This window comes from Vreelandella sp. DA03-1M, assembly GCF_055725665.1.
The window spans coordinates 1089238-1101661 of record NZ_CM146798.1 but is presented as its reverse complement, the minus strand read 5'-3'; the positions used below and the strand labels follow the sequence as shown (position 1 = coordinate 1101661).

Below are 12424 nucleotides of genomic sequence, written 5' to 3'. Positions count from 1 at the left end.
TGTCTACATTTATGTCTACATTGCATTTCGCTCCCATGTCGGACGAAGACTTCACCAGCTTTTGGCCTACTTTCAAGGCGATTGCCGAGGCGCAAGAGACTTATGCCATTGACCCCGACATCAGCTTTGAAGCTGCCCGAGAGCTATGGTGCAGCACGCCTAAAACAAGCGTGGTCGTTAAAGATGAACACGGTCATCTACTGGGTGCTTACTACCTAAAAGCCAACGCGGCAGGCCCCGGCGACCACATCTGTAACTGTGGTTATATGGTGACGCCCGCCGCACGCGGAAAAGGGGTAGCACGTGCCATGTGTGAGCATTCCCAGGCGCAGGCCAGGGAGTTAGGGTTTCAGGCCATGCAATACAACGCCGTTGTAGCAACGAATGAGGTTGCCGTCGTGTTATGGCAAAAGCTGGGATTTCAGATTGTAGGCACCGTTCCTAATGCCTACCGACACGCGCGCCTTGGTTTTGTCGATACCCATGTGATGTATAAGGCGCTATAGCGATTTTGTCAGGCTGTTCTCAATCAGTTTAGACATTGACTCTTTTTGCGACGTTTTGCTAAACATGACACTTTTTCTGACCGTTTCATTGCAGCAAACGTCGCGCATATTGAAAGCTTTTCCGGTAAAGTCATTCTCATAACATAAATTAAACGTTTGGTTGATAAGCATCTATTGATCGCCCTAACCATCCGAGCATGACTCAAACCACGGTAAAGCTTTTGTAATGTTCTATAGCTTCTCGCACTTCTCGCTGCGCTCGCGTTTTATCATCTTGATTGCCGCCTTGGTATTCGCCACGACGCTACTGCTTGGCTGGGTGGCTTCTCGAGAATCGGCTAAGCAAAATTGCTGCCCAACACCAGCGGTGAGCCTCTGCAATTTGTCGATATTGCCACCCCTGTGTATGGTTCCAATGAACAGTTACAAGGCGTTCTGGCCGTTCATTTAAGCTGGCAATGGGCTGAGTACGTCCAACAATCCATGCTTACTCCCTCTGGATATCTGGAAGACACAGAGATACTGCTGCTCTCCGCTAACGGCACGGTGCTATTAGGCCCAGAGACGCTGATTGACCAATCGTTAGACAGCCTGAACCACATACCTAGTTCCACCACGACAGCACCACAATGGGCGATTGAAACATGGCCCAACGGCGAACGCATTGTGACAGGGTATGCACGCAGCAGCGGCTTTGAAGATTTTCCTGGTTTAGATTGGATAGCGGTTAGCCGTCAACCCGTAGCTACTGCCTTTGCCCCTATTGAAAAACTGCAAGATGCCATTATGGGAACAGGCCTATTACTTGCATTACTGTTTGCTATAGTTGGCTGGATAATCGCGTCAAGACTAGCGGCTCCTCTTCACTCGCTTAGCAAATGCTGCCGACAGAATGCAGGATGGCGAACACGCCGATAGCATTCCGCTTGAAGATGGCTCTCCAGAGCTTAAGCACCTATCGACCTCTATGCGCAACATGGTCACCCGCTTACTGGATCAGCGCAGCACTATTAACCGCTTAGAAGACTTAGCCAATACCGACCCGTTAACAGGCCTGCCGAATCGTGCGTTTTTAAATCAGTACTTAAAGCTTGCGATACCGGAGGCGGAAAGAAACCAACAGAGTATGGCGGTCATCTTTATCGACCTGGACGGTTTTAAACAGGTCAATGATGAGCTAGGCCATCATGCGGGCGACCTATTGTTGATTGAGATTACCCAGCGATTGAAAAGCGCATTACGCAGCGGTGACGTGGTAGCCCGAATGGGCGGTGATGAGTTCGTTATGGTGCTTAAAACCAAGGAAGAGCATCTTGAAATGCTCACCCATGAGATTAGCAGACGCTTGCTGAGCTCCATCGACCAACCCGTTTTATTACCTGATAACGAGCAGGCACGCGTTGGAAGCAGTTTAGGCGCCGCCTAGTGGCCCCACCACGGGCTCCATATCAATACCGTTCTGCAACTTGCGGATGACGCGCTGTATGCGGCTAAAGCTAAAGGCAAACATCAGCTTGTTATTCACTCCACCTGATTAACGGATTCGAAACAGCGTTGCAGCTGCTGCTCTGCAGTGTCGCTGCCCAACGCCGTTAACTTGGCAATATTGCGTTCGGGAATAGCGTCGGTATCGCCATAAAACTCGATAGCCTTTTCAACGCTCTCTTCGCGTAGCAGATGCACCATGGCGTAGGGAGAGCGGTTGGTATAATTAGAGGCATCATCGGGTTCGGCACCGTCAAAGCAATAATCTGGGTGAAACGTGGCTAACTGATAAACACCTTCATAGCCCTGGTCGACCAGGATGCTTTCAGCAAGCTCCACAAAATCCAAGTAGTGATCAAAGCTTTTAAACAGCGTCGGGAACACCAGCAGCGTGGTTTCTGTTTCGGGGTGCTCATCCAACCACTGCACTTCCACCATCAGCTCCTCAAGCGCCACTTCAATTTTTTTAGAGCGCACCACTTCCACACGAATCGTTTCACGCTCCAACTCACGCTGCGCAAACGGGCAAATGTCATGCGCCACAATAAAGGTGCGCACCCAGCTCAGCGTTTGCGCGACTATTTGGTTATCTGTGTGCATAGCACTCTCTTTACTCATCTGGACGGCGACGACTGACATTATATTGACAGCAGTTTACACACCGCAGACACGCTGTGTCGTCGCTACCGGGGCAGTTTCTCCTGCTAGGCGTGCTCTTGATAACGTTTTAGGGCAACTTCGTAAGATTTATGAATATGATCATCCATTAATTCACGCGCTGCTTTGGCATCACGCTGTAATGCCAGCTCCACGAGTTGATGATGCTGCTCGTCCAGCTCTTGACGAATCGTCGGCATTTTCGGCCCCAGGCGGCGGTAGCGGTCAAACTGGTCATGCAACTGCTCAATAAAACGCAATAACCAAACAGAGCCACAGGGGGCGACTAACGTACGATGAAATTGAGTATGTAGACGCTCCCACTCCTCGCCTTTATCCAGGGTGATGTCGGCCCGCTTCAGGCGGTGCGCCGCGGCTAATAAATCAGCCTCCCAGAGCGAATCACCGTTAGCAATCGCCCGCTCTAACGCCATTCCTTCCATCTCTAGGCGCATGTGGGCAATATCATCGAGCTCTTCCCGGGAAAGCTTCGGCACACGAAAACCACGTTGATTTTCCTGAACTAATAAACCATAAGCCGCTAATTTATTGAGCGCTTCCCGCAGCGGGCTCAAACCAACTTGGTAATGCTCTTTGAGTGCATTGATGGCGAGCTTTTCACCCGCTACAAAGCGTCCACCGACGAGATCCTTACGTAAATTATCAAATACGCGACTTGATGCAGTACCTGCTGGACCTACTGGCGTTGCTACCTTGGGTAAAGAATTATTCATGACGATATCCTTTATTCATCTCAGTTCCCGCTGTCCATTCAGTTTTTCACGGTTGACGTCGGATCGGGCACTACCTATATTATATTTTAGACAAGATAATCGATTTTTTAACCTACAAACGATAAATAAGGTTTGGTTATGCTTCTGATCTCCTCATTAGCTTTGCGGGATACGCGTTCATGAAAATACGCGGCACCTCCTGGCAACTGTTCTGGGCTTTTTTCCGCGTCGGCATTTTTGGCTTCGGCGGCGGTCCTGCCATGATTCCCCTGGTGCGTGCCGAAGTTGTCACCCGTCATCACTGGCTCACCGATGAAGAGTTCGCCGACGTACTGGCGATCGGCAACACCCTACCCGGTCCAATTGCGACCAAAATGCCTGGCTATATTGGCTATCGCGTGGGCGGTGTGTCCGGCTGTATCGCCGCCGTCATTGCCATCATCTTGCCCATGATTGTGGCTATGATTGTCATGTTAGGCATTTTTAGCCGATATCGCGATGTGGCTTGGATTCGCGGCATGGGCCAAGCGGTCGTTCCTGTGGTAATGATAATGATGGCACAACTCACCTGGGACTTTTTTGATAAATCACAGGCTGCACTTGGCTGGCTGGTCAGCATTGCTATGGCCGTTATTGCCGCGGGGCTTATCTATTGGCTCGGCATTCACCCCGGCTGGGTCATTGGCACCATTCTAGTTGCCGCCCTATTGCGCCCCTCTGGCCCTAAATCCTCGAGCACTAAAAAAGCGGAGGGGACAGTATGATCTACTGGGATCTCTTCTTAGCCTTTTTTATCCCGAACATTATCGGCTACGGAGGTGGCCCCGCCATCATCCCCCTAATTGAGGCCGAAGTGGTTGGCCGTTACGGCTGGATGACCGCGCAAACGTTCGCTGAAACCCTCGCTTTAGGTAACGCGCTGCCTAGCCCTATCGCCACCAAAATGGCGGGCTACGTAGGCTATGAAGTTGCTGGTATTGGCGGTGCTTTCATCGCGGTGTCCGCCACGGTGATTCCTACATTGCTTTTGATGCTCGGCGCACTAGGGCTGCTGTATCGTCATCGCGATTCTCCCCGAGTTAAACGCATGAGCCAATGGGTTCGCCCGGTCATTGCCATGATGATGGCTTGGCTAACGCTGGGGTTCCTGCTCGAAAGCCTCAACACTAGCGGCACAATTCACACTCTTATCATTGGGGTAGTCGCAGCTATTGCACTGATGCGCTTCAAAACGCACCCCGCCTTTGTCGTCATGGGCGCCTTGGTTTATGGAGGGCTGTTTCTCGGCTAACACTCACTGACACACGATCTCGTAAATAGACGATTGTGTGGTGACAACAAGAACCCGCTAACGGGACCACGCGCTCACCACGCCGCTGCAGTTGGAGCGGCATCCCACAACACCAAACTCAATCTATAAAGGTGTATAAGAATGACGCGTTCAACATTTACTCTAAGCACGACGCTAAGTACTACCCTCGCCGCCATCGGACTTGCGTCTAGCATGGCAATCGCCTCCACCGCTCAGGCTGATTATCCTGAGCAGGATATCCGTTTGATCATCCCTTACGGCCCAGGGGGTGCAACCGATATTCTTTTCCGACTCATTTCCCAAGAGGCGGAAAAGACGCTGGGTGAATCCATCGTTCCCGTCAATATGGCGGGCGCAGGGGCGACCCTGGGGTCCCGCAACGTGAAAGACGCTGACCCCGATGGCTACACGCTGCTTGGCAGCCACGACACCATTGCGCTTTCTAAGCTAGCAGGCACCGTCGATTACTCATTTGATGCCTTCGAACCCATCGCACTACTCACCCAAACCATCAATATTCCAACCGCACATGCCAATCACCCTGTGCAGAGCGCCGATGAAATCGCTGACTACGTGAGTGAAAATCCAGGCCAAGTGCGTTTCAGCATGATTCCTAGCTCCACTGACCACTTTTTCTGGGCGCAATTTTTCCAGGAAACGGGCATTGATATGGCCGACGTACGCCTAGTGGGCTACCCCGATACTGGCCAGCAGGTATCAGCGCTGATGGCGGAAGAAGTTGATTTCGCCATGTTTAACCTGCCATCAGGTGGTGCCTTCTTTGAAGATGGCACCTTCCGCGCCCTTGGCATCGCTCATCCAGAACGTCTTGAAAGTATGCCGGATGTCGCCACCCTGCGCGAGCAAGGCATTGAGATGGACCACTCCACTAGTCGCGGCATTTTTGCGCCTAAAGGAACGCCTCAGGAAGTCCTCGACACCATCGCTAACGCTTACGAAAAAGCCCTGGAAAACGAAGAAGTACAGAGCCGTATCGAAAATGAATTTGGCTCTGTCGTGAGATTTCTAGCGGGCGATGATTATCAAGCGTTCTTGGATGAAAACGAAGCTGCGCTTAGCGCCGCTGCCGAAAACATTGATTTCCAGAACTAAGGACGCATTCCCTAGCCCTCGTATCTACGTGGGCTAGGGTTGCCGGAGGCATCGCTAATGCTAACGCTAACTAAAGACCGCGCCTTGGCGCTGGCGCTGCTCTTGATTGTGGCTGTCATGTGGATGGAGTCGGGTGATATCCGTCCGCCAACCAGTTGGCAACCTTACGGGTCGGCGCTTTTTCCTCGTATCTTGTTAGTTGTGATTGGTTTGTTATCGCTTCTGATACTGGTGCGCTCCTTGTTGGTAAAAGTGCCTGAACGGCCTGGCGCAAAACAGCTCATTACTGAGTGGTTTCAAAGTCGACGCACCATACTCGCTCTGTTTCTGCTGTTTGGGCTTTATGCCGCGCTACTGCCAGTGGTGGGGTATATCGCAGCCACCATAGGCTTCTTAGTCGCTTCTCTTGCACTCCTTATGGGAATCAACACGCGACGTAAATGGATGATCAATCTCACCCTTAGCTGCACCTTGGCTATCGTGATATTTGTCGTTTTCCGCTATGGCCTGAATGTTTGGCTGCCTTAACCTGGAGACAATAATGACGAACTTTTTTCTCCAAGCACTCGCGGAGGTCGGCACGCCATCGGTCCTGGGCCTGATTGTTATTGGCGTTCTGTTTGGGATAGTGGGCGGTAGTATCCCTGGCTTTACCGTCACCATGGCCATCTTGGTAGTTTTCCCCTTCACGTTTGCCATGGACCCTGTCAGCGGTGTTTCACTAATGGTGGGCGTTTTTGTGGGTGGTTATTCAGGAGGGATCGTATCGGGCGTCATGCTGGGCATACCCGGGACCCCCTCTTCTATCACTACCGTTTATGACGGCTATCCAATGGCACAGAAAGGCGAACCGGGGCGCGCCCTAGGCATTGGCGTCGCGGCATCGTTTTTAGGTACCCTCATCAGCGTGGCGGTACTGGTATTCTTCGGTCCGCTAATTGCCAGCTTCAGCATGAACTTCCGCCCCTGGGAAATCACCGCGCTAATCGTTTTTGCCTTAACACTGGTGGCAGGACTTTCCAGCGGAGCACTGCTCAAAGGCCTGATGGCCGCTGCTTTAGGGCTGTTAATTACCACCGTGGGTTATGACCGTAACAGCAATCTGCGCTTTGACTTTGGCCTTCCGGCAATGGGTTCTGGGTTTGAAATTCTCCCCGTAATGATCGGTATCTTTGCCTTCTCCCAGCTACTTGGCAATATCGAGAAGCTTAAGGACGAGAAGAGCGAAACCAGGAAAATCGATACCAACGTAACGATTCCCTACGGCCAGATACTCAAAGATATGGCGGGGCAAAAGCTCAACACACTGCGCTCTTCTTTAATTGGCAGCTTGGTGGGCGCACTCCCCGGCACGGGTGGCACCGTAGCGAATTTTTTGAGTTACGACCAAGCTAAGAAATTCTCAAAGCATCCAGAGAAATTTGGCACGGGTACACCCAGTGGCATCGTGGCTTCTGAAGCCTCCAATAGTGCGGTGGCGGGGGGTGCGTTTGTGCCCACGCTGGCGCTGGGGATACCAGGCGATTTGCCTATGGCCATCATGATGGGCGTGTTGATTCTGCACGGCATTACGCCTGGGCCAATGATGTTTGAGCAGAACCCCGTATTGGTGGGCGCTATCTACGCCAGCCTGCTGATCGGTGCGGTGGTCATGGTGCTTTGCAATCTGCTGCTCGTGCGCTGGTTCGCCAAAATATCGTTGATCCCCCAACAGATCCTCGTTCCCGTTGTGTTAATGCTATGTGCCATTGGCGCTTATGCCCTGAATAACAACCTATTTGATATTTGGGTGTTATTCATCTTCGGGATCATTGGCTACCTGCTGTGGAAAGCGGAAGTCCCGCTGACGCCGCTAATACTGGGTGTGGTGCTCGGCGACAACCTTGAGCGACAGCTATTCCGTGCTCTTGAACTTAATGAAAGCTGGATGACCTTTTTAACCCGACCACTCTCTGCGCTTTTCTTAGCGTTAGCCGTCGCTTCCATTCTGTTTTCGCTCTATCAGGATCGTAAGATCCAGCGCTTAAAGAATGCCGCTCTGCGCGAAAACATTTGATATTCAAATAATTTAGATCAACAGCACTGCTTAAAAGGAAACTGGTATGCAACAAGATGCACTTTTCTACCCCAGCGCCTCGCGCCGGATGGCAACCTTCGGCAAACGTGGCATGGTCGCTACTTCTCAGCCATTAGCGGCGCAGGTGGGTATTAGCATACTGCAGCAAGGGGGCAATGCGATTGATGCCGCGATTGCCGCCGCCGCTGCATTAACCGTGGTGGAACCCACGTCGAATGGGATAGGAAGCGACGCCTTTGCTATTGTCTGGGTCGACGGCAAACTGCATGGCCTTAATGCCAGCGGCCCTGCCCCGCAAGCGGCGACCATTGAAGCGCTGAAAGCACTCGGCCACGACACCGTGCCAAACCACGGCATGCTGCCTGTTACGGTACCCGGCGCTCCGGCTGCGTGGGCGGCACTGTCTGAGCGCTTTGGCAAGCTGCCGTTTGCTGAGTTGCTAGCCCCTGCTATTACACTGGCGGAAGAAGGCTTCCCCGTCTCTCCCGTTATTCATCAAATGTGGAAGGACGCCTTCACCAACTATTCAGCCTATAGCGAGGCTTCTTTCAAACCTTGGTTTGATACGTTTGCCCCCGAAGGTCGAGCACCGGAAGCTGGTGAACTGTGGCGCTCGAAAGGCCATGCTAAAAGCCTAAAAGCGATTGCCGATACCCATGCCAAGGCATTTTATGAGGGTGAACTGGCTGAAGCTATCGACGCCTTTTCCCGCGAACACGGCGGCCTGTTGCGCAAGGAAGACCTGGCGGCTTACCAGCCGGAGTGGGTCGACCCGATTAGTGTGCGCTACAAAGGCCATGATATTTGGGAAATCCCCCCCAACGGCAGCGGCATGATCGTGCTGCAAGCGCTGGGTATGCTGGAGCACTTAGGCGAAGAAGGACGCGATCCGGTGGAAACGCTCCACCGTCGTATTGAAGCCACCAAACTGGCCTATGTCGATGGCTTCGCACATGTTACTGACCTTGATTCTATGCGCCCCACCATTGATCAGATGCTGGCCGACGACTATTTGAAGTCGCGTGCGGCACTGATTGGCGAACAGGCGGTTGACCCAGTACACGGCAACCCAATTCAGGGCGGCACGGTGTATCTGGCAACGGCCGACAGCGACGGCAATATGGTGTCGCTGATTCAAAGCAACTTTAAAGGCTTTGGCTCGGGCATGGTCGTTCCCGGCACTGGCATTAGCCTGCAAAACCGCGGTTGGTCATTCTCACTCGACCCGCAGCACCCTAATGCTTTGGCGCCCGGCAAACGCACCTACCACACCATCATCCCCGGTTTTATCACCAAAGATAACCAAGCCGTTGGTCCGTTTGGCGTGATGGGCGGCTATATGCAGCCGCAAGGCCATGTGCAGGTGGTAACGGCGATGCTAGAAGATCAGCTTAACCCCCAAGCGGCCCTCGATATGCCCCGCTGGAAGTGGACCAAAGGCAAAACTATCGAAGTCGAAGCCGACTTTCCTAATCACTTAGCGCTTGCACTGGCCCGCCGGGGCCATGACATCGTCAAAGTTGCTGACTCTATCAGCTTTGGCCGGGGTCAAATCATTCTGCGCGACCCTGAAACGGGCGTACTGCAAGGCGGCACCGAGCCGCGCACCGACGGGGCAGTGCTTCCCTGGTAAATCGCTGCCCTGATAAGCATTCATACAGGTAATTTCCTCTCCGCCGCGCTGCCGTTGAAGGCAACCGGCGGTTGAGCTGGCTATCCACGCTTAACCACCGCATTATGGCACTCCTTTTTTGCTAGCTGCTTGCCTGTCCAACTATGTCACCACCACCTTCTGAATCTACTTCCTCCTCACCGCTAAGCGGCTTTTTTGGTGTGTTTCGTTATAGCCGCCGCGCCCTAGGCTTGGTGTGGGAAACCTCCCGCTGGATGATGTTGGGGTTAGCGCTGTGCACCTTGGTCGCGGGGGTGTTGCCCGCCGTGGCGGCCTGGGTAGGCCAATTGATTGTGGATGGCGTGGTCAGTGCCATGGACGCTCATCAAGCCGCTTCAAACCCCAACCTGTTGGCGTCTATTACCCCCGTTCTCAAGCTAGTGGCTGTTGAGGCGCTTATCATTGGGTTAATCGCGCTTGCCCAGCGCGGCCTTTCTGCTCAGCAGTCACTGTTAAGAGCGTTATTGGGTCAGAAGGTCAACGTCATGATTCTGGAGAAAGCGGGCACGCTGTCACTTAGCCAGTTTGAGGATTCAGAACTTTATGACCAGCTCACCCGGGCGCGGCGTGAGGCGTCTACACGCCCACTTGCGCTGGTAAACAAAACCTTTGGGTTGCTGCAAAATGCGATCTCCCTGGGTAGTTTTGGGGTACTGCTGGTGCAGTTCTCTCCTTGGGCACTGCTGATCCTGGTAGCTGGCGCGCTGCCGGTATTTGTATCGGAGGCCAAATTCTCGGGCGATGCTTTTCGGTTGTTCCGCTGGCGTTCACCGCAAACCCGTATGCAGATTTATTTAGAGACGGTACTTGCACGGGAAGACAGCATTAAAGAGGTCAAACTGTTTGGTCTTGAAGGGCTGTTTCTTAAACGCTACCGCGATATTTTCACCCAACTGTTTGCAGAAGATCGTCGTTTAACCCTTCGCCGGGAAAGCTGGGGATTTCTGCTCGGCTTGCTCGGCACCTTAACGTTTTACGCTGCCTACGGCTGGGTGGTGATTGAAACCATTGCCGGGGCACTGACGTTGGGTCAAATGACCATGTATTTAATGGTTTTCAAGCAAGGCCAAGCGGCGCTCTCCGCTAGCCTTACCGCCATTAGCGGCATGTACGAAGATAACCTTTATCTATCCAATCTTTATGAGTACCTGGAGCAACCGGTTGAGGCCGAAAATGGCACGCTCACACAAGGAGCACGGCCTGGGGATGGGCTGCGCTTTGAGAATGTCAGTTTCTCTTATCCTGGCGGCGACTCTGTTCTGCAAGATCCAGTTCTACACGATATTTCGCTGCACCTCTCCCCTGGGCAGAGCTTGGCGTTGGTGGGTGAAAACGGCTCTGGCAAGACCACGCTGATCAAACTTTTGACGCGACTCTACCAACCTACTCAAGGCCGCATTCTATTAGACGGTAGCGACCTACGTGACTGGAGCGCTCAAGCACTGTATGAGCGTACCGGCGTCATCTTTCAGGACTTCGTGCGCTATCAGCTACAGGTGGGTGAGAACCTTGGCGTTGGCGATACCCATGCCTTTGACAATGAACAGCGCTGGCAGCAAGCCGCACGTCACGGCATGGCGGATGAGTTTATTACACGCATGGGGAATGGCTACAAAACCCAACTGGGCCGCTGGTTTAAAAATGGCCAAGAGCTCTCCGGTGGCCAGTGGCAGAAAATCGCCCTCTCAAGGGCCTATATGCGAGAGAACGCAGATATTTTAGTCCTGGATGAACCCACTGCCGCCATGGATGCCGCCGCAGAAGCCGAAATATTTACCCGTTTTCGCGAACATAGCCGCGACAAGATGGCGATACTGATCTCGCACCGCTTCTCCACAGTACGCAGTGCTGATCTCATTTTAGTGATCGACCAAGGGCATATTATTGAACGTGGCACCCATGAAGCGTTGCTGGAAACTGATGGACGATACGCAAAGCTGTTTAAGTTACAGGCGGCAGGATACCGCTGATAAACAGTTGACGCTCATATAACCATCGGTTAAAAGATAAGAGCTGTCTTTAAAGAGCAGCTTCATTATTTAACGATATTTTCTCAGAGACCTTCTCATGCGCTGGCAAATCCCCGCGACACGAATGAATAAGCTGCATCGCATTATTAATAATGCGGTATCAGCTTATTATTGTCGCGCGCCAGAGATGTAGAGAGGAAATTGGCCGCGGCAAGTGTCGCGGCTATGTTGTTTTATCGTTATTTTTGAGACTCCCTGATCGCGATGTTGCCCGGCCTCCTAACCCAGGAGACCGACCCCATGGCGATTGCAACCATTACCCGCAAACTACTCAGCGCCTTCACCCACTATCGTACCCAGCGGCGTTTTTACGAAGATCCGCGCTTTCATGACCCGCACCTGTTAAAAGATATCGGCTTACGCTGGGAGCAGGGCCAGCTGGTATCTATTCACGGTGTAGAGGAACCAAGTCAGCGCAACTCACGCTATCAGGCTGAAACCCGCGACACCTACGAAACATGTCCACACTGTGGGAGTAGTTTGGGATAGCCAACGCCCCGGTCACAGGAAGCGGCCGGGGCGTTTTATTGGCTGAATTTAGAGCTGAAAAGCAATAACAGAGATATAACCAAGCCGTCGAGGACAAAACGGGTTTCAAGCGGCTTGGCTATATCCCTGCTTATTCCCAAGGTTAGCTCCTTGCTTAGTGATACGCCCTTTACGGGAGTAGCTGCCTTTACCTTTTTTCGGCGTTTGCTGCTGCATTTTGAACATCGGCGTTCGCAGCTGCGCTTTTAGCGCGTTGTCGTTAATTTTTCGCTGTTTCATCATTTTCTCCGTTAATCTACAAATGCCTGCTAAACGCAGGCATTTGCTAGGACAGCTATTCACTTTCAGC

At 52.5% G+C, this 12424-nt stretch carries 14 protein-coding genes; 11 read left to right on the top strand and 3 right to left on the bottom strand.

Annotation, left to right across the window (positions count from 1 at the left end; translation table 11 throughout):
• The first annotated feature begins 11 nt into the window (after window positions 1-11).
• From ACXUPB_RS05100 to ACXUPB_RS05090, 3 genes are all read left to right on the top strand, one after another.
• Window positions 12-506: a GNAT family N-acetyltransferase gene (locus tag ACXUPB_RS05100; RefSeq protein ID WP_035559667.1), complete on the top strand. Its 495-nt coding sequence runs from the start codon at window positions 12-14 to the stop codon at window positions 504-506.
• A 348-nt stretch (window positions 507-854) separates the two neighbouring features.
• The gene (locus tag ACXUPB_RS05095) at window positions 855-1424 is read left to right on the top strand and encodes a cache domain-containing protein (protein ID WP_052703788.1); all 570 of its coding nucleotides are present in this window, start codon (window positions 855-857) and stop codon (window positions 1422-1424) included.
• Complete coding sequence (locus ACXUPB_RS05090; protein WP_052703789.1) at window positions 1399-1932, top strand: GGDEF domain-containing protein; 534 nt, start codon at window positions 1399-1401, stop codon at window positions 1930-1932. The genes ACXUPB_RS05095 and ACXUPB_RS05090 overlap by 26 nt, the downstream gene beginning before the upstream one ends.
• A 95-nt stretch (window positions 1933-2027) precedes the next feature.
• On the opposite strand, the gene ACXUPB_RS05085 is transcribed toward ACXUPB_RS05090, so the two are convergent.
• Window positions 2028-2591 carry a DUF1415 domain-containing protein gene (locus ACXUPB_RS05085; RefSeq protein ID WP_035559240.1) on the bottom strand — a complete coding sequence of 188 codons (564 nt, stop codon included), beginning with the start codon at window positions 2589-2591 and terminating at the stop codon, window positions 2028-2030.
• 104 nt (window positions 2592-2695) lie between these two features.
• Window positions 2696-3382: a GntR family transcriptional regulator gene (locus ACXUPB_RS05080; RefSeq protein WP_035559238.1), complete on the bottom strand. Its 687-nt coding sequence runs from the start codon at window positions 3380-3382 to the stop codon at window positions 2696-2698.
• Between the two features lie 179 nt (window positions 3383-3561).
• On the opposite strand from ACXUPB_RS05080, the gene ACXUPB_RS05075 reads away from it, so the two are divergent.
• From ACXUPB_RS05075 to ACXUPB_RS05040, 8 genes are all read left to right on the top strand, one after another.
• Entirely contained in the window at window positions 3562-4146 is a 585-nt protein-coding gene (locus tag ACXUPB_RS05075; RefSeq protein WP_035559236.1) for a chromate transporter, read from the top strand.
• The gene (locus ACXUPB_RS05070; protein ID WP_035559233.1) at window positions 4143-4673 is read left to right on the top strand and encodes a chromate transporter; all 531 of its coding nucleotides are present in this window, start codon (window positions 4143-4145) and stop codon (window positions 4671-4673) included. Before ACXUPB_RS05075 ends, ACXUPB_RS05070 begins: the two co-directional genes overlap by 4 nt.
• A 141-nt stretch (window positions 4674-4814) precedes the next feature.
• Complete coding sequence (locus ACXUPB_RS05065; protein WP_235272407.1) at window positions 4815-5807, top strand: Bug family tripartite tricarboxylate transporter substrate binding protein; 993 nt, start codon at window positions 4815-4817, stop codon at window positions 5805-5807.
• A 57-nt stretch (window positions 5808-5864) separates the two neighbouring features.
• Window positions 5865-6335, top strand: coding sequence for a tripartite tricarboxylate transporter TctB family protein (locus ACXUPB_RS05060; protein WP_035559230.1), 471 nt, complete (start codon window positions 5865-5867; stop codon window positions 6333-6335).
• 13 nt (window positions 6336-6348) lie between these two features.
• Window positions 6349-7863: a tripartite tricarboxylate transporter permease gene (locus ACXUPB_RS05055; RefSeq protein WP_472955730.1), complete on the top strand. Its 1515-nt coding sequence runs from the start codon at window positions 6349-6351 to the stop codon at window positions 7861-7863.
• 46 nt (window positions 7864-7909) lie between these two features.
• Entirely contained in the window at window positions 7910-9517 is a 1608-nt protein-coding gene (locus ACXUPB_RS05050) for a gamma-glutamyltransferase family protein (protein ID WP_035559224.1), read from the top strand.
• Between the two features lie 143 nt (window positions 9518-9660).
• On the top strand, window positions 9661-11526 hold the full coding sequence (locus tag ACXUPB_RS05045; RefSeq protein ID WP_035559221.1) for an ABC transporter ATP-binding protein: 1866 nt from the start codon (window positions 9661-9663) through the stop codon (window positions 11524-11526).
• Window positions 11527-11826: 300 nt separating this feature from the next.
• Window positions 11827-12075 carry a hypothetical protein gene (locus tag ACXUPB_RS05040; protein ID WP_035559217.1) on the top strand — a complete coding sequence of 83 codons (249 nt, stop codon included), beginning with the start codon at window positions 11827-11829 and terminating at the stop codon, window positions 12073-12075.
• A 105-nt stretch (window positions 12076-12180) separates the two neighbouring features.
• Here ACXUPB_RS05040 and arfA read toward each other — a convergent pair whose 3' ends face one another.
• Window positions 12181-12354 (bottom strand): alternative ribosome rescue factor ArfA, encoded by a 174-nt coding sequence (arfA, locus tag ACXUPB_RS05035; RefSeq protein WP_082072620.1) that lies wholly within the window; start codon window positions 12352-12354, stop codon window positions 12181-12183.
• Window positions 12355-12424: the final 70 nt, after the last annotated feature.